This window comes from Geminicoccus sp. (assembly GCF_036263595.1).
GTDB lineage: Bacteria > Pseudomonadota > Alphaproteobacteria > Geminicoccales > Geminicoccaceae > Geminicoccus.
This window is the reverse complement of the sequence record NZ_DATAGQ010000137.1, coordinates 1-15,172: the sequence shown is the minus strand read 5'-3', so window position 1 is coordinate 15,172 and position 15,172 is coordinate 1. Positions and strand designations below refer to the sequence as shown.

The following is a 15,172-nucleotide window of genomic DNA, read 5'->3' as shown; positions in this document are numbered from 1 at the left end:
GTCGTCGAATAGATCCAAGTGGTTGAATCAGGCCCGGTTCTTGGGTTCGTTCATGCCATTCAACGAGCGTGCGGTCCTGCATGACGACATCCGGGCGGCCGAGGGTCGGACTTGCCAGGATAGCATTGTTAGGCCGAAGTTCCTAGAACAGGTGCAGTGCCGTATGGGTGGTCAGGCCTTCAGGCGCCAGCCGGAGGCGAGCGCGCGGTAGGCCGCGTACCAGAGTGCCACGACGGTGACCGTCAGGATCAGCGCGCCCAGCCAGGGCTGGCCGTCGGCGTGGCCGGTTATCGCGAACCGGATGCCGTCGATCATGTAGAAGAACGGGTTGATCAGGGCCAGGAGATGGAAGGGCTCCGGCAGGTCGTGGATTGAGTAGAACGTGCCGGACAGGAAGGAGAGCGGGGTGATCACGTAGTTGGTGACGGCCGCCATCTGGTCGAACTTCTCGGCCCACAGCCCGCCGATTAGGCCCAGCAGCGATAGCATGGTGGCTGCCATCACCACGGTATGGATGAGCAGGAAGGGATGGCCGACCTGGAGGTCCACCACCGGGATCATGGCCAGGCCAACCACGATGCCGACCAGCACGCCCCTGGTGACGCCGCCGGCCACCACGCCGAACACGATCTCGCCGGGGCTCAAGGGTGGCATGAGATAGTCGACGATGTTGCCCTGGACCTTCGCGATCAGGATGGCGCTCGACGTGTTGGCGAAGGCGTTCTGCACGATCGCCATCATGATCAGCCCCGGCGCCAGGAACTGCAGGTAGGGGATGCCGCCGATCTGCCGAGCGGCGCCGCCCAGCGCCATCGCGAAGATGGCGAGGAAGATCAGGGTGGTCACCAGCGGTGCCACCAGGGTCTGCCCGAACACCTTCAGGAAGCGGCGCACTTCCTTCAGGTAGAGCGTCTTCAGGCCGATCAGGTTCAGGTCGAACGGCGTGCCGAAAGTGGTGCCGTCGGACGGCGTCGTCTCCAGGAAGCGGCGGTCCATGCCCACCGCCAGCCGCTTCGATGCGGTCTCCGTTGCCATCTTGCTTCCGTATCGTTGCAGGCCCGAGCACCGACGCTGGACGTTCCTGGGCCAGGCAGGACCGCCACCATGCCGGATGGTCCTGCCATGAACAGCCAGATGGGCATTCCGTGCCGCTGGAGGGCTGAGGTAGCCCATCAGGCCCAGGCGATCCAGCATCCACCCGACGGGCGCACGGCGCAGAACAGGAGCCGGATGCCGGCGAAGCCCACCATCGCCGGTGGCCGCTCCTTGTCCTGCTGCCCTCGGTGCAGCAGGAGGCAGGTGGCGGCTGGGGCGGACTGGCTCCCGGCCGCCCGGGGATGCGCAGGTCCTGGACAGTCATCGCCCGACAAGCAGGGCGATGAGCGTTCGATACCGTCGGCGGCTCTGTTCGCTCGCGCCGCACCAGGAGGATCGCCTTGGATCAGGTCGGAGCTTGGTCCCGGGCCAAAGATGCCCGAGAGCTTCTCCGGGATCGCGAACGGGCGGCCCGTGCCACTGCTGGAGAAGCAGGGCATCGAGGAGACCAATGGCGGATAGACAGGCTGCTCGATCGATACCCGGTGCATCGGCAGCAAGGCTTGGACCGCACTCAATCGACCGCACCGCCTTTTGCACCAACGGCCGCTCCCACCTTCTTGCTGGCCGCAAGCGCCTCGCCGCCGAAGGGTCTGATCCGGCTGATGGCAGAGGCCCCGCAGGCCTCCGTCACCACGTCCTCATGCGGATCGGCGGCGAGATGTGGTCGCCGGGCGGAGGGAAAGGCCGGCTGCCGCCTGCCGGCTCCCGGCGATCGGGCGGCCGACAGTCGACGAGGGGAAATGCGGTTCTTGAAAGGTCATGCCTAGTCCGTGGCATTGCGGCGGTCGGCCGCGCGGTCGAGTGCCCAGGCCAGCTTGCGCAGGACCAGTCGCTCGAGCGCCAGGGGATCACGGGCCGCGGGACCCTGGATCACCACCTCCAGGCCCGTGGCGGGATCAATCGCGGCGACCCGCACCACGCTCCCGATCCGCCGGCGTTCCAGGATCGGCTGTTCGGCTTCTCCATCGGCGCCATGGTCATCTCGATCCATCCTGTCCTCCGTGACCCTAATCTAGCGCCCTCCAGTTAATGAAGGGTTGTCGCCGGATCGAATCCCGGCATCCACGGCGCCGGCCATAGGAGGGTGCAGCGGCCGGATCGTATCGAGACACTTGAGGGGTGGTCGGGGTTCGTGTACCGCCGATGGCTTACAAAGGGGTGAATGCGCCGTCAGAACGAGGCTCGGCCGGATCGCGATCGGCATTTCGTCGCGATCGTTCCGGTGGGCGCGCACCTTCGCAGGAGCCTCGTCGCGAATGGAATATTTCCTCCAGCAGCTGGTGAACGGCGTCACGCTGGGCGCGGTCTACGGCCTGATCGCCATTGGCTACTCGATGGTCTACGGCATCATCGGCATGATCAATTTCGCACATGGCGACATCTTCATGATCGGCGCCTTCCATGCGCTGATCGTGTTCCTGATCCTGGGGGCGGTCGGGATCTCCTGGCTGCCGCTGGCGCTTCTGGTCGTGCTGATCGTGGGGATCCTCCTGACCTCGCTCTATGGCTGGTCGGTGGAGCGGATCGCGTATCGGCCGCTGCGGGCCTCGCCCCGGCTGGCGCCGCTGATCTCGGCGATCGGCGCCTCGATCTTCCTGCAGAACTACGTCCAGCTGGCGCAGGGTGCGCGGCCCAAGCCACTCGAGCAGATGGTGTCGGGCGGCATCGTGCTGATGCAGAGCGACGCCGGCTTCGCGGTCCGGCTCAGCTACATCCAGGTCGTGATCGTGCTCCTGACTCTCGTGCTGATGGCGGTGTTCACCTGGCTGATCAAGGGGACGGCGCTCGGCCGTGCCCAGCGCGCCTGCGAGCAGGACCGCAAGATGGCGTCGCTCCTGGGCGTCGACGTGGACCGCACGATCTCGCTGACCTTCGTGATCGGCGCCTCGCTGGCCGCCGTCGCCGGGCTGATGTTCACGCTCTACTATGGCGTGATCGACTTCTTCATCGGCTTCGTGGCGGGCATCAAGGCGTTCACGGCGGCCGTGCTGGGCGGCATCGGCTCGCTGCCGGGTGCCATGCTGGGCGGCCTCCTGATCGGCATCATCGAGGCGTTCTGGTCGGGCTATTTCTCGGTCGAGTACAAGGACGTGGCCTCGTTCGGTGTGCTGGTGCTGGTGCTGATCTTCCGGCCCACCGGCCTGCTGGGCCGCCCCGAGATCGAGAAGGTCTGAGCGATGACGGGTCTTCTCGGTGGCCTGGACGGCCGCAAGCTCGCCCGCCACGTCCTGGGCGCGGTCTTCATCACCTTCCTGATGACCAGCCTCATCCTGGGGCTGGAACTGGCCGCTTCCCAGACCGGCCTCACGCTGCAGCCGCGCTACCATATCGTCCTGTATTGCGTGCTAGCCGTGGCGCTGGGTTCCACGGCGGTGTTCGCACTGACCGAGCGGACCTGGCACCTGCCGATCCTGGTCGGGATCGTGATCGCGGCATTGCTGCTGGCACCGCTGCTGACGGGCAACCTGGACTCCAGCCTGGCCTTCCTGCTGCCGTTCCCGGTGGCGCCGCTCAACTGGGTGGCGCTTCTGTTCCCGGCCTTCATCCTGGTCCGGGCTGTCCAACTCGCCCGTGCCGCCTCCAGGCCGAGGTCGGCCGGCACGGTGCGCCGGCGCGAGATGAGCACCACCGCCAAGCGGATCTCGCTGGCCTTCGGCTTCCTCCTGATCGTGGCGGCGTTCGCCTTTCCGGTCAGCCCGTTGGGCGAGCGCCAGCTGGTCGACATCATGACGATCGTGCTGATCTACATCATGCTGGGCTGGGGCCTGAACATCGTGGTGGGCCTGGCCGGCCTGCTCGACCTGGGCTACGTCGCCTTCTACGCGGTCGGCTCCTACTCCTATGCGCTGCTGGCGGAGTATTTCGGCTGGAGCTTCTGGGTCTGCCTGCCGCTCGCAGGCCTGTTCGCCGCGAGCTTCGGCGTGATCCTGGGTTTTCCCGTCCTGCGGCTGCGCGGCGACTACCTGGCGATCGTGACGCTGGGATTCGGTGAGATCATCCGGGTCGTCCTGATCAACTGGTACGAGTTCACCGGCGGCCCGAACGGGCTGGGCGGCATCCCGCGCCCCTCCTTCTTCGGCCTGCCCTTCCAGGCGAACCCGCCGCCCGGCGGCGGCGAGACCTTCGCCAGCTTCTTCGACATCCCGTTCAGCCCGTACCACCGGATCGCGTTCCTCTACTACGTGATCCTGGTGCTGGCGCTGTTCACCAACTGGTTCACCATCCGGATCCGCAAGCTGCCGATCGGCCGGGCCTGGGAGGCCCTGCGCGAGGACGAGATCGCCTGCCGGGCGCTCGGCCTGAACCCGACGATGGTGAAGCTGGCCGCGTTCGGCATCGGCGCCATGTTCGCGGGCTTCGCCGGCTCCTTCTTCGCGGCGCGGCAGGGCTTCATCAGCCCGGAGAGCTTCGTGTTCATCGAGAGTGCCGTGATCCTGGCGATCGTCGTGCTGGGCGGGCTCGGCAGCCAGATCGGCATCGTGTTCTCCGCCGCCCTCCTGATCGGGCTGCCGGAGTTCTTCCGCGAGCTGGAAGACTACCGGATGATCTCGTTCGGCCTGGTGATGGTGCTGATCATGATCTGGAAGCCCAGCGGGCTGGTCGCGCACCGCGAGCCGACCATCCGGCTGCATCGGCGGGGAGAAGGCGCATGACCCTGCTCGACGTCGAACACCTCACCATGCGCTTTGGTGGCCTGGTCGCCGTGGACGACGTGTCGTTCACCGCCGACCAGTCCCGGATCACCTCGATCATCGGCCCGAACGGGGCTGGCAAGACGACGATGTTCAACTGCCTGACCGGCTTCTACAAGCCGACGGTCGGGCGGCTGTCCCTGTCGGGCGAGAAGGGCGACTGGCTCCTGGAGCGGCTGGACGGGCACGACATCGTGCGCAAGGCGGGCGTCGCCCGCACCTTCCAGAACATCCGCCTCTTCGCCGGCATGTCGGTGCTGGAGAACCTGATGGTTGCCCAGCATGCCGAGCAGATGCGGGCCTCGGGGTGGAGCATCAAGGGCCTGCTGGGGCTGCCCTCCTACCGGCGTGCGGAAGAGGAGGGGGTGCACCTGGCCCGCTCCTGGCTGGACCGCATCGACCTCACCGACAAGGCGGACTGGCCGGCCGGCGCGCTGGCCTATGGCGACCAGCGCCGGCTCGAGATCGCGCGGGCGATGTGCACCAAACCCGTGCTGCTCTGCCTGGACGAGCCGGCGGCCGGCCTGAACGGGACCGAGTCGTCTGCGCTGAACGACCTGCTCCTCTGGATCAAGGAGATCCACGGCATCGGCGTGCTGCTGATCGAGCACGACATGAGCGTGGTCATGGAGATCTCGGACAAGATCGTGGTGCTGGACTACGGCAAGAAGATCGCGGAAGGCACGCCTGCCGAGATCCGCGACGATCCCCGGGTCATCAAGGCCTATCTGGGCGAGCCCGAGGAGGAGGACCTGCCGCCGGAGGTGGCGGCCGACCTCCATCTCGATCCGGGAGCGCGCTGATGCTGGTGATCGAAGGCATCCACGCCTTCTACGGCCGGATCGAGGCGCTCAAGGGCGTGTCGCTGGAAGTGAAGCAGGGCGAGATCGTGACGCTGATCGGCGCCAACGGTGCCGGCAAGTCGACCCTGCTCATGACGATCTGCGGCCAGCCGCGCGGGCAGGGCGGGCGGATCCTCCTGGAAGGGACCGACATCACCGCGATGCCCACGCACGAAATCATGCGCCGGGGCATCTCGCAGTCGCCGGAGGGCCGCCGCGTCTTCCCGCGGATGACGGTATTCGAGAACCTTCAGATGGGGGCGATCAACGTCGACACCGCCCATTTCGACGACGACCTCGCCCGCTGCTTTTCCCTCTTCCCAATCCTGGAGCGCCGGCGCGGCCAGCGGGCCGGCACACTGTCCGGCGGCGAGCAGCAGATGCTGGCGATCGCCCGGGCCATGATGGCGCGCCCCAGGCTGCTCCTGCTGGACGAGCCGTCCCTGGGCCTGGCACCCCTCATCGTCCGGCAGATCTTCGGGGTCATCAAGGAACTGAACGAGCAGCAGGGGGTGACCGTGCTGCTGGTGGAGCAGAACGCCTACCACGCGCTGAAGCTGGCGCATCGCGGCTATGTCCTGATCAACGGCCAGATCACCATGACGGGCACGGGCCGGCAGCTCCTTTCCGATCCGGAAGTGCGGCGCGCCTATCTCGAAGGCGGGCATTGAGGGAACAACGATGCTGGAAACCCTGACCGGCCAGTCGCTCGCCGTCTTCATCGGGCTCACCCTGGTCCTGGCCGGCGCCGCCTCCATGTCGATGGGGCGGGCGTTGGCCCGGACCTGGCGGCCGATCTGGCAGATCATACCGTATGGGGTCCTGCTGGGCGCCACCGATCGGTTCCTGTCCTATGCCCTGTTCGGCGAGGAACTGTTCCACGTCACCGGTTTCGTGGTGATTTCCGCGATCCTGATCCTGCTGGCGCTGATGGCCTACCAGATCGCCCGGACCAACAAGATGGTCGCGCAGTATCCCTGGCTTTACGAGCGGGGGAGTCCATTCAACGTGCGCGAACGTCGGGCAGCCTGAAATGCTCGTGCTTGCCCGGCCCAAGCGGACGGCTAGACTTCACCCACGATGACTGCCAGACCGATGGCGAGATCGGCTCTTCTGACGAACATTCTCTACATGACCCAAGAAAAACGGGAGCAGCATATGACGTTCACACGGCGCCTCGCGGGCGCGGTTTTCACCGCGGCCCTTCTCGGTGGCTCGGCCCTGGCCCAGGCCGAGATCGTGATTGCTTCCGCCGGCCCCATGACAGGCCCTTATGCCGCGTTCGGCGAGCAGCTCCGCCGTGGTGCCGAGCAGGCGGTGAAGGACATCAACGCTGCAGGCGGCGTGAACGGCGAACAGCTGACGCTGGCGATCGGCGACGATGCCTGCGACCCGAAGCAGGCGGTGGCGGTCGCCAACGACTTGGCCGGGCAGGGTGCCGTGTTCGTGGCCGGGCATTTCTGCTCGGGCTCGTCGATCCCGGCCGGCGACGTCTATGCCGAGGAAGGCATCCTGCAGATCTCGCCCGCCTCGACCAACCCCGCCTTCACCGAGGACCCGGCTGCGAACGGCATCACCACGGTATTCCGAACCTGCGGCCGCGACGACCAGCAGGGTGACTTTGCCGGCAAGTGGCTGGCCGAGAACTACAAGGGCAAGAACGTCGCGATCGTTCATGACAAGTCGACCTACGGCAAGGGCCTGGCCGACCTGACCATGCAGAACATGAACGCGGCCGGCCTCAAGGAAGTCGCCTACGAAGCGATCACCGCCGGCGAGAAGGACTTCTCCTCGCTGATCACCAAGCTGAAGTCGCTGGGCGTCAACGCGATCTACTTCGGTGGCTACCACACCGAGGCGGCGCTGATGGCCCGCCAGGCCAAGGAACAGGGCCTGAACGCGCCGCTGTTGTCGGGCGATGCGCTCAACACGGTCGAGTATGCGCAGCTGGCCGGCCCCGCGGCCGACGGCACGCGCTTCACCAATGCCGCTGAAGCCCGCAACCTGCCGACCGCACAGGCGGTGGTCGCCGAGTTCAAGGCCGGCGGCTACGACCCCGAGGGCTACACGCTCTCGACCTATGCGGCCGTGCAGGTCTGGGCGGCGGCAGCCAACGAGGCCAAGACCACCGAGGCCGCCAAGGTTGCCGAGGTCATCCGCTCCAAGCGCTGGGACACGGTGATCGGCAATATCGGCTTCGACGAGAAGGGTGATCTCACCGAGAACACCTATGTCTGGTTCGAGTACCAGGACGGCAACTACGCCCAGGTGCAGTGACCTGCCACGTTCGGCCGCAGCCGGACGTCTTGGTTAGTGCCGGAGGCCGCAAGGCGCTGGTAGAGATGGGGGAGCCCGGCCGGGCTCCCCTTTTTCGTGTTTTGCCCCAGCGAGCGGAGAGCAACTTGCGCATTCCAGCAGCCGTCGAGGCCCTCGTGCCGGAGATGACCACCTGGCGCCGGCACCTGCACGCTCATCCGGAGCTGGGATACGAGGAGCACGCCACGTCGGCCTTCGTGGCGGAGAAGCTGAAGGAGTTCGGCGTCGACGAGGTCGTGACCGGCATGGCCAAGACCGGCGTGGTCGGCGTGATCCGCGGCAAGCGGCCGGGCAACCGGGCGATCGGGCTGCGGGCCGACATGGATGCGCTGCCGATGACCGAACTGACGCAAGCACCCTGGGCGTCCACCAACCCTGGCCGCATGCATGCCTGCGGGCATGACGGGCATACCACGATGCTGCTGGGCGCCGCCCGGCACCTGTGCCAGACCCGCGACTTCGCCGGCACGGTCGTGCTGATCTTCCAGCCGGCCGAGGAAGGTGGCGGCGGGGCGCGCGTGATGATGAACGAGGGGCTGTTCGAGCGCTTCCCCGTCGAGGTGGTGTACGGTCTGCACAACTGGCCGCAACTCCCGTTCGGCACCTTCGCCATGCCGAGGAGCGCCGCCATGGCGGCCACCGACGAGATCAGGATCGAGATCGCCGGGCGGGGCTGCCATGCCGCGATGCCGCACAACGGCCTGGACCCGATCGTCTGCGCCGCCCAGCTCGTCTCGGCCCTGCAGAACATCATTAGCCGCGAGACCGACCCGATGGACCGGGCGGTCCTGTCGATCACCTCGATCCAGGCCGGCGAGGCCTTCAACGTCGTGCCGGACACGGCGACCCTGAAGGGAACGGTGCGCACCTTCCGCAGCGACACGAGGGCACGGATCGTCGGGCGGATCCGCGACATGGTGGAGGCGTTCGGCAAGGGGTTCGGCGTGAACGCCACCCTGTATCACCGCCAGGGCTATCCGCCGACGATCAACCATGCCGAGGAGGCCGCGTTCGGGGCCGACGTCGCGGAGACGGTCGTGGGGCCGGAGAACGTCCAGCGCGACCCGCTGCCGTCCATGGGGGGCGAGGACTTCTCCTACATGCTGGAGAAGGTGCCGGGCGCCTATATCTGGCTGGGCGTGGGTGGCGCCGACGAAGGCAGGATCCTGCACAACGCCCGCTACGACTTCAACGACGAGGCCCTGCCGGTGGGTGTGGCCTGGTGGACCGGGCTGGTGGAGCGGCATCTCTCGGCCGGGTGAGCGCGCGCCAGCGGCCGCTGCAGGCGAATAGCCGGCTGTCTCACGATTGGATCGCGTGATCCGGCTCGGGCGCACCCAGAGATTCGGCTGAAGAAGCGCAGGCCGTGTCACCAAATCGCCTGCTGCAACGTAACCCTCGCTGAGGCACTGTAGATCGTCGGTGCCGTCGGTGAGTGGAGACGGGGCGCATGTGGCTTGCCGGATGGATCGTCGAGGCGGTGCGGGTCTACGGCGCCGTGGGACTGGCCGTGGCGGTGGTGTTCCTCCTCCACGGCATCGACCGGATCGACCCCTCCGCCCAGCGGGCCTATGCCGTCCGCGCCCTGCTGCTGCCGGGCGTGGTGCTTCTCTGGCCAGTCGTGCTGATGCGCTGGCACGCCGCCCTGCGGGCAGGGTGACGCCATGCAGCGCCGCCACCGGACAGCCCATGCCCGGATCTGGATCGTACTCGCGGTGATGCTGCCGCTGGTGGTCGTGCTGGGGCTGGTCGTCCGTCAGGACGGACCGGGCGAGCGGCCCGCCGTGCTGCTGGAGGCGCCACGATGAGTGTCCGCTACACGCCGGTCGGCTGGAACCGGAACAAGGCGATCTATGACGGCGTCCTCGTCGCGAGCGTGGCCGCCTATCTCCTGCTCTACCTGCCGGTTGCACCGGCCTTCCAGGACCTGACCCGCCCGCTCGACGGGCCGACGCTGCGCATGCAGGCCTTCGGCAGCGCCGCCTTCCTGATGCTCTCCATGGTGCTGGCGATCGGGCCGCTGGCCCGGCTGGACCGGCGCTTCCTCCCGCTGCTCTACAACCGCCGCCATTTCGGCGTGCTCACCTTCGTGGTGGCGCTGACCCATGCCGGCCAGGTGCTGGGCTGGTACTTCGACTTCGGCGTGGCCGATCCCTATGTCGCCCTGCTCGGCACCAACACGAGCTATGGGCAGGTGCTGGGATTTCCCTTCGAGCTGTTCGGGATCCTGGCGCTGGTCGTGCTCGCCGTCCTGGCGGTCACCAGCCACGATTTCTGGCTGAACTTCCTGACCCCGCCGCTGTGGAAGACGATGCACATGGGGGTCTATGCCGCCTATGCGGCGGTGATCCTCCATGTGGTGCTGGGGCGCCTGCAGTCTGGCCAGAATCCGCTGCTGGCGGTCCTGGTGGCCGCCTCGGTGGCGATCCTGTCGGTCCTGCACGTCCTGGCGGGCAGGCGGGAGCGCGCACGTGACCTGGCCGGCGTGCCGGTGGTCGATCCACCTTGGGTCGATGCGGGCAGCGTGGATGCGATCGCCGAAGGGCGAGCCGTGGTAGTGCCGCTGCCGGGCGACGAGCGGGTGGCGGTGTTCCGCCACAAGGGCCGCCTGTCCGCGGTGTCGAACCTCTGCGCCCACCAGAACGGTCCGCTCGGCGAGGGCAAGGTGATCGGCGGCTGCATCACCTGTCCCTGGCATGGCTTCACCTACCGGCTGGCCGACGGCCGGGCACCGGCACCCTATACCGAGAAGCTCGCGACCTACCGGTTGAAGCTGGACGGACGTCGGGTGCTGCTCGACCCGCGCGCCAACCCGCCCGGCACCTATGTCGAGCCCATACCGATCCCGGAGACCTGAGCATGCCAGAGCCCAGCGCCCATGACGCGTTCTTCGTCGGCTACGGCAAGAAGGTGCCCCGGCGCCTCGCGATGTTCCTGGCTGCCGCCGGTGCGGCGACGCTCGGCGGCTTTGCCGCGACGGGCTTGGCGCTGGGGCTGACCACCGACGATCCGGGCGATGGCGACTATGCCGGGCAGCACCGCTATGCCGGCATCGTCCAGCGCCGACCCTACCCGCTCCTGCGCCTGCCGCCCGACCAGGAGCATCCGGCACCGCGCACGCTGATGCTGTCCGGGAGCGGCAAGCGTGGCGTCCAGGCGCTGGCGGCAGGCCTGGACGGGCAGATGGTCGAGGCGAACGGCACGCTGCTGAGGCGTGGCCCGCTCGCCATGCTGCAGCTGGATGGCAGTGCTGCGATGAAGCCGCTCCAGCCGTCGTCCCCGTTCAGCCCGGCGGCACCGGTGCCGCTCGGGCGCTGGCGGCTCGCCGGGGAGATCTGCGACGGCAAGTGCTACAGCGGCGCGATGCGGCCGGGCAGGGGCCTGTCGCACAAGGCATGCGCCAATCTCTGCCTGACTGGCGGCGTGCCGCCGGTGTTCGTCAGCACGGGGACGATCGAGGGAACCTCGTTCTTCCTGCTCGCCGACCAGGATGGCGGGGCACGGGCTGAAGCATGGCGTGACCTCGTCGCCCTCGCCGTCGAGATCGAAGGCTCTGTTGAACGGTTCGACGACCTGCTCGTCGTGCATGCCGAAGCCGAGCGGGTACGGGTCCTGTGAGCCTGCTTGGCGTATGGGTGGCGCCAGCCCTGACCATCCTCGCGACCTTGGCGGCCCTTGCCGCCTGCTGGTGGGCGCACCGTCTCGTGGCCGGCACGCCGCTCGCCGACCTGGGCCTTGCCGTCAATCTGGCCGCCGTACTCGCCGTTCTGGGCGTGGTCGACTGGCTGCTCGAGCGGTTCGGCCAACGGCATTGATGTGCGAGGAGATCCCACTAACCGCTGTAGAGGAACCTGGATGTTTGCCGACGACGTGATCATCGTGACCGGTGCCGGAGGCAATCTCGGCGCTGCCTGCACGGCCCTCCTGGCGAGCCGTGGCGCCCTGATGGTGGCGGTTGACCGGACGCAGGAGACGCTGGACAAGGTCCTGGGCGACCTGGACTCGCCCGGGCGCCACCTGGGCGTGGCGGGCGTCGACCTCACCGATGCCGCGGCCTGCGCACGCCTGGTCGAGCAGGCACGACAGCGGTTCGGGCGGATCGACGGGTTGGTCAACACGGTCGGCACATTCGCGATGGCGGGCATCGAGGAGGCCGACGCGGCGCAGTGGGACCTCATGTTCAAGGTCAACCTGACCACCGCGCTGAACATGTGCCGCGCGGTCGTGCCGGTGATGCGCAGCGCCGGGCGCGGCAGCATCGTGAACATCGGCTCGATCCCGGCGCCAAAGGCGCCCAAGGCGCTGGCCGCCTATGCGGCGTCGAAGAGTGCCGTGCTGCGGCTGACCGAGAGCCTGGCCGACGAGCTGAAGGGGCAGGGCATTCGGGCCAACACGGCCCTGCCCAGCACGATCGACACCCCGCAGAACCGCGCCATGATGCCCAAGGCCGATCCCGCCAAGTGGGTGACGCCGGTTCAACTGGCTGAAGTGATCGCCTTCCTGGTGTCCGCCGCGGCCAGCGGCGTGACCGGGGCGGCTGTCCCGGTCACCGGGCGCGGCTGAGACGGGTGATTTGCCGCAGAACTTGCGTACCGGGTGACGTTGCCTACTTCCGGGAGGGTTAGGGATTCCTTAATCTCGTCGGACATGGCGTCGGGGCGAGCTGAATGCAGCGGGAACGTTATCCGGGTGAGCAGCGTGGGTTGACGCTGTTCCTGGCCGAGCTGCAGCCGGTGGTGGAGCTGGTGCTAGGCCAGGACCATCTCCTCTGGCATGCCGTCCGGCGCGCCCTGCAGAAGGGTAGCCTCGAATCGCTCCGCCATGCGCGGCAGGTCTTCAACAACCAGCCACGCGAGATCAAGCAATTGCTCTCGCTGGGCATGGTGGAGGAGGAGCGGGCAGGCGTTCCATCGAAGGACGACCTGCTGGACAGCTATGCGACGCGCCAGCCCGAAGAGTTCGTGAGCTTCGACGTGGCGGCCACCGCGGAAGGGGACGAGCCGGTCGTGCGCCTGCGCCACGAACTCGTGGACATCCCGGCGATCCGGGTCATGGTGCGTCCCGGCACGCTGCCCAGCAGCGTCGCCTCGAAGCTGCGTGCCATCGCCGACCTGATCGAGCGGGACCGCCGCCTCCTCTCGCAGCGCTTCTGGTCGGACCGTCACCTCCATGTCGAGCACGACGCCTCCGACAGCGTCGAGCGCGGCTGAGTGGAGCAGGTCGATGTCGTGGTGGTCGGTGCCGGCATCGCCGGTGCCGCCGCGGCCTTTGCTATTTCGCAACGGCACAAGGTCTGCCTGATCGAGCGCCAGCCGCAGCCGGGTACCCAGGCGAGCGGCCGGTCGGTCACCATGTTCGCGATCGCCTATGGCGACCGGATCACGCGGGCGCTGTCGCTTGCCAGCCGCCGCTTCTTCGAGGACCCGCCACCGGGCTTCACGGACGGTCCGCTCCTGGCGCGGCGCGGCATGCTGCACGTGGCGTCGCCGGGGCAGGAGGAGGCGCTGGAGTCGTTCCTGGCGGAGACGAAGGATGCGGGGCCGGACCTGCTGGCCTTGGATCCCGCTGCCGTGCGGGCCCAACTGCCGTTCCTGCGGCCGGAGATGGTCATCGGCGGCGTGCTCGACCGTGCGGCGGCCTCCATCGACGACCATCGCTACCTGCAGGCCTGCCTGCGCGGACTGAAGGCGAATGGGGGCAGCCTTCGCTGCGGCGTCGAGATCCGCACGATCGAGCCGCACGGCCAGGGCTTCCGACTGCAGACCGACAGTGATGGCCTGGAGGCGGCGTATCTGGTGAACGCTGCCGGGGCCTGGGCGGACGAGGTGGCGGGACTGGCGGGCATGCGGCCCTTGAGCCTGCGTGCCCTGCGCCGCACGGCGGTGACGGTCGATCCGCCGGCGGGACTGGACCCGATGGGCTGGCCCATGGCGATCGATGTCGAGGAGGCCTGGTACGTGAAGCCGGAGGCCGGCCGGCTCCTGATCTCGCCGGCGGACGAGACCGAGGTTCCACCGCACGACGTGCAGCCAGAGGAATGGGACGTAGCCGTCGCCGTCGATCGCTACGAGCAGCTCACGGGCGAGACGGTCCGGCGCATCCACCACCGCTGGGCTGGCCTGCGCACCTTCACGCCGGACCGCGCACCCGTGGCCGGCCGCGCATTCGGCCACGATCGGTTCATCTGGCTGGCCGGGCAGGGCGGGGCCGGCTTCATGACGGCGCCAGCCATGGCGGAGATCGCCGCGGCCCTCGTGGACGAGCGGGAGCTGCCGCCGCAGATCAGCCTGGCGCCGGCCGATCTGGCGCCGGGACGACGCCTCTAGCGGCGCCTCCGGCTTCCTTTATTACTCGAAGGTCGGGAGCTCTTCGCCCTCGGCCGGGAGCGGCTCGGTCCTGACGGCCTTCGGGTTGGCGATCCGGGCGCGGGCCACCGCGTCGTCCAGCTCCAGCTGGGCGCACAGGCCGAGCAGCACCGGGTCGCGCGGCCGGATGTCCTGGCTCTTCCAGTGGGTGCGGTCGCGCACCTGCTGGATCGTGTTCTTGGTGGTGCCCAGCAGCTTGCAGATCTGCTGCTCGGCCAGCTCCGGATGATGGCGCAAGAGCCAGGCGATCGCGTCCGGCCGATCCTGCCGCTTGGACAGGGGCGTGTAGCGCGGCTCCTTCTTCTTGGGTCCGAGCTTCGTGTCGGCGATCGACCGCTGCAGGCGCAGCCTGGCGTTCGGGTCCTTGACCGCGCGGTCGATTTCCTGGCGGGTCAGCATGCCGGCGCCGATCGGGTCCAAACCACGGACACCCGCATTCACTTCGCCGTCGGCGATGCCCTTGATCTCGAGCGTGTGCAAGCCGGTGAACTCCGCGATCTGCTCGAAGGTCAAACCGGTATTCTCCACCAGCCAGACGGCGGTGGCTTTCGGCATGAGCGGGCGATCCATCGCGATCCACCTCCTGGTGCAAACGACGACGCGGCGCTCTTCGCAAGGAACGCCGCGTCGCCGAAGTTGACATTGCTAGGCGCTCTATTGGCCGAACGCCTCGCACGGTTCAAGCGGGCTCTCAGTCCCGGACCGGCACGGTGTAGTTCAGGCCGAGCCGTCCGCCATCCACATAGACCGTCTGGCCGGTGACATAGGCGGCATCGTCCGATGCCAGGAAGAGCACCACGCTCGCCACCTCGGCAGGCTCGCCGCACCGGCCGAGCGGCGTGCGCGAGAGGATCTTGGA

The 15,172-nt window shown here is 67.9% G+C and carries 20 protein-coding genes; 15 read left to right on the top strand and 5 right to left on the bottom strand.

Translation table 11 applies throughout. The features are described from left to right. Positions 1 to 171: 171 nt before the first annotated feature. The 3 genes from VHL31_RS13265 to VHL31_RS13255 form a co-directional block, all read right to left on the bottom strand. A complete protein-coding gene (locus tag VHL31_RS13265) occupies positions 172 to 1,035 on the bottom strand; it encodes an ABC transporter permease (RefSeq protein ID WP_329661697.1) in 864 nt (287 codons plus the stop codon). 137 nt (positions 1,036 to 1,172) lie between these two features. Beyond that, positions 1,173 to 1,613, bottom strand: coding sequence for a hypothetical protein (locus tag VHL31_RS13260; protein WP_329661696.1), 441 nt, complete (start codon positions 1,611 to 1,613; stop codon positions 1,173 to 1,175). A 248-nt stretch (positions 1,614 to 1,861) separates the two neighbouring features. Next, positions 1,862 to 2,089 carry a DUF6898 family protein gene (locus VHL31_RS13255; RefSeq protein ID WP_329661695.1) on the bottom strand — a complete coding sequence of 76 codons (228 nt, stop codon included), beginning with the start codon at positions 2,087 to 2,089 and terminating at the stop codon, positions 1,862 to 1,864. A 265-nt stretch (positions 2,090 to 2,354) separates the two neighbouring features. On the opposite strand from VHL31_RS13255, the gene VHL31_RS13250 reads away from it, so the two are divergent. From VHL31_RS13250 to VHL31_RS13180, 15 genes are all read left to right on the top strand, one after another. Then, on the top strand, positions 2,355 to 3,272 hold the full coding sequence (locus VHL31_RS13250; protein WP_329661694.1) for an ABC transporter permease subunit: 918 nt from the start codon (positions 2,355 to 2,357) through the stop codon (positions 3,270 to 3,272). Positions 3,273 to 3,275: 3 nt separating this feature from the next. Further along, positions 3,276 to 4,751: a high-affinity branched-chain amino acid ABC transporter permease LivM gene (gene livM, locus VHL31_RS13245; RefSeq protein ID WP_329661693.1), complete on the top strand. Its 1,476-nt coding sequence runs from the start codon at positions 3,276 to 3,278 to the stop codon at positions 4,749 to 4,751. After that, the gene (locus tag VHL31_RS13240) at positions 4,748 to 5,593 is read left to right on the top strand and encodes an ABC transporter ATP-binding protein (RefSeq protein ID WP_329661692.1); all 846 of its coding nucleotides are present in this window, start codon (positions 4,748 to 4,750) and stop codon (positions 5,591 to 5,593) included. Before livM ends, VHL31_RS13240 begins: the two co-directional genes overlap by 4 nt. Then, positions 5,593 to 6,303, top strand: a complete 711-nt coding sequence (locus tag VHL31_RS13235; protein WP_329661691.1) for an ABC transporter ATP-binding protein — start codon at positions 5,593 to 5,595, stop codon at positions 6,301 to 6,303. Before VHL31_RS13240 ends, VHL31_RS13235 begins: the two co-directional genes overlap by 1 nt. A gap of 10 nt (positions 6,304 to 6,313) precedes the next feature. Next, positions 6,314 to 6,664 (top strand): DUF6867 family protein, encoded by a 351-nt coding sequence (locus VHL31_RS13230; RefSeq protein WP_329661690.1) that lies wholly within the window; start codon positions 6,314 to 6,316, stop codon positions 6,662 to 6,664. 126 nt (positions 6,665 to 6,790) lie between these two features. Beyond that, positions 6,791 to 7,909, top strand: coding sequence for a branched-chain amino acid ABC transporter substrate-binding protein (locus VHL31_RS13225; protein ID WP_329661689.1), 1,119 nt, complete (start codon positions 6,791 to 6,793; stop codon positions 7,907 to 7,909). A 164-nt stretch (positions 7,910 to 8,073) separates the two neighbouring features. After that, a complete protein-coding gene (locus VHL31_RS13220; RefSeq protein ID WP_349262436.1) occupies positions 8,074 to 9,210 on the top strand; it encodes a M20 aminoacylase family protein in 1,137 nt (378 codons plus the stop codon). Positions 9,211 to 9,398: 188 nt separating this feature from the next. Beyond that, positions 9,399 to 9,608: a hypothetical protein gene (locus tag VHL31_RS13215; RefSeq protein ID WP_329661687.1), complete on the top strand. Its 210-nt coding sequence runs from the start codon at positions 9,399 to 9,401 to the stop codon at positions 9,606 to 9,608. A gap of 4 nt (positions 9,609 to 9,612) precedes the next feature. Continuing rightward, positions 9,613 to 9,756, top strand: coding sequence for a hypothetical protein (locus VHL31_RS13210; protein ID WP_329661686.1), 144 nt, complete (start codon positions 9,613 to 9,615; stop codon positions 9,754 to 9,756). Further along, on the top strand, positions 9,753 to 10,805 hold the full coding sequence (locus tag VHL31_RS13205) for a Rieske 2Fe-2S domain-containing protein (RefSeq protein ID WP_329661685.1): 1,053 nt from the start codon (positions 9,753 to 9,755) through the stop codon (positions 10,803 to 10,805). The genes VHL31_RS13210 and VHL31_RS13205 overlap by 4 nt, the downstream gene beginning before the upstream one ends. A 2-nt stretch (positions 10,806 to 10,807) precedes the next feature. Continuing rightward, the gene (locus VHL31_RS13200) at positions 10,808 to 11,566 is read left to right on the top strand and encodes a hypothetical protein (protein ID WP_329661684.1); all 759 of its coding nucleotides are present in this window, start codon (positions 10,808 to 10,810) and stop codon (positions 11,564 to 11,566) included. After that, positions 11,563 to 11,763 (top strand): hypothetical protein, encoded by a 201-nt coding sequence (locus VHL31_RS13195; protein ID WP_329661683.1) that lies wholly within the window; start codon positions 11,563 to 11,565, stop codon positions 11,761 to 11,763. The genes VHL31_RS13200 and VHL31_RS13195 overlap by 4 nt, the downstream gene beginning before the upstream one ends. Before the next feature lie 40 nt (positions 11,764 to 11,803). Beyond that, positions 11,804 to 12,511: an SDR family NAD(P)-dependent oxidoreductase gene (locus tag VHL31_RS13190; protein WP_329661682.1), complete on the top strand. Its 708-nt coding sequence runs from the start codon at positions 11,804 to 11,806 to the stop codon at positions 12,509 to 12,511. Positions 12,512 to 12,615: 104 nt separating this feature from the next. Further along, positions 12,616 to 13,158, top strand: a complete 543-nt coding sequence (locus VHL31_RS13185) for a hypothetical protein (RefSeq protein ID WP_329661681.1) — start codon at positions 12,616 to 12,618, stop codon at positions 13,156 to 13,158. Further along, the gene (locus tag VHL31_RS13180; RefSeq protein WP_329661680.1) at positions 13,159 to 14,274 is read left to right on the top strand and encodes an FAD-dependent oxidoreductase; all 1,116 of its coding nucleotides are present in this window, start codon (positions 13,159 to 13,161) and stop codon (positions 14,272 to 14,274) included. 21 nt (positions 14,275 to 14,295) lie between these two features. Here VHL31_RS13180 and VHL31_RS13175 read toward each other — a convergent pair whose 3' ends face one another. Together VHL31_RS13175 and VHL31_RS13170 are read right to left on the bottom strand one after the other, a co-directional pair. After that, positions 14,296 to 14,883 carry a cell cycle transcriptional regulator TrcR gene (locus VHL31_RS13175; protein ID WP_414653723.1) on the bottom strand — a complete coding sequence of 196 codons (588 nt, stop codon included), beginning with the start codon at positions 14,881 to 14,883 and terminating at the stop codon, positions 14,296 to 14,298. Positions 14,884 to 15,004: 121 nt separating this feature from the next. Next, a partial coding sequence (locus VHL31_RS13170) for an SDR family oxidoreductase (protein ID WP_349262435.1) occupies positions 15,005 to 15,172 on the bottom strand: 168 nt, incomplete at its 5' end.

Coding starts and splice junctions, on each gene's coding strand:
- VHL31_RS13265 (WP_329661697.1), bottom strand. CDS start 1,035: ATGGCAACGGAGACCGCATCGAAGCGGCTGGCGGTGGGCATGGACCGC.
- VHL31_RS13255 (WP_329661695.1), bottom strand. CDS start 2,089: ATGGATCGAGATGACCATGGCGCCGATGGAGAAGCCGAACAGCCGATC.
- VHL31_RS13250 (WP_329661694.1), top strand. CDS start 2,355: ATGGAATATTTCCTCCAGCAGCTGGTGAACGGCGTCACGCTGGGCGCG.
- livM (WP_329661693.1), top strand. CDS start 3,276: ATGACGGGTCTTCTCGGTGGCCTGGACGGCCGCAAGCTCGCCCGCCAC.
- VHL31_RS13240 (WP_329661692.1), top strand. CDS start 4,748: ATGACCCTGCTCGACGTCGAACACCTCACCATGCGCTTTGGTGGCCTG.
- VHL31_RS13235 (WP_329661691.1), top strand. CDS start 5,593: ATGCTGGTGATCGAAGGCATCCACGCCTTCTACGGCCGGATCGAGGCG.
- VHL31_RS13230 (WP_329661690.1), top strand. CDS start 6,314: ATGCTGGAAACCCTGACCGGCCAGTCGCTCGCCGTCTTCATCGGGCTC.
- VHL31_RS13225 (WP_329661689.1), top strand. CDS start 6,791: ATGACGTTCACACGGCGCCTCGCGGGCGCGGTTTTCACCGCGGCCCTT.
- VHL31_RS13220 (WP_349262436.1), top strand. CDS start 8,074: ATGACCACCTGGCGCCGGCACCTGCACGCTCATCCGGAGCTGGGATAC.
- VHL31_RS13215 (WP_329661687.1), top strand. CDS start 9,399: ATGTGGCTTGCCGGATGGATCGTCGAGGCGGTGCGGGTCTACGGCGCC.
- VHL31_RS13210 (WP_329661686.1), top strand. CDS start 9,613: ATGCAGCGCCGCCACCGGACAGCCCATGCCCGGATCTGGATCGTACTC.
- VHL31_RS13205 (WP_329661685.1), top strand. CDS start 9,753: ATGAGTGTCCGCTACACGCCGGTCGGCTGGAACCGGAACAAGGCGATC.
- VHL31_RS13200 (WP_329661684.1), top strand. CDS start 10,808: ATGCCAGAGCCCAGCGCCCATGACGCGTTCTTCGTCGGCTACGGCAAG.
- VHL31_RS13190 (WP_329661682.1), top strand. CDS start 11,804: ATGTTTGCCGACGACGTGATCATCGTGACCGGTGCCGGAGGCAATCTC.
- VHL31_RS13185 (WP_329661681.1), top strand. CDS start 12,616: ATGCAGCGGGAACGTTATCCGGGTGAGCAGCGTGGGTTGACGCTGTTC.
- VHL31_RS13175 (WP_414653723.1), bottom strand. CDS start 14,883: ATGGATCGCCCGCTCATGCCGAAAGCCACCGCCGTCTGGCTGGTGGAG.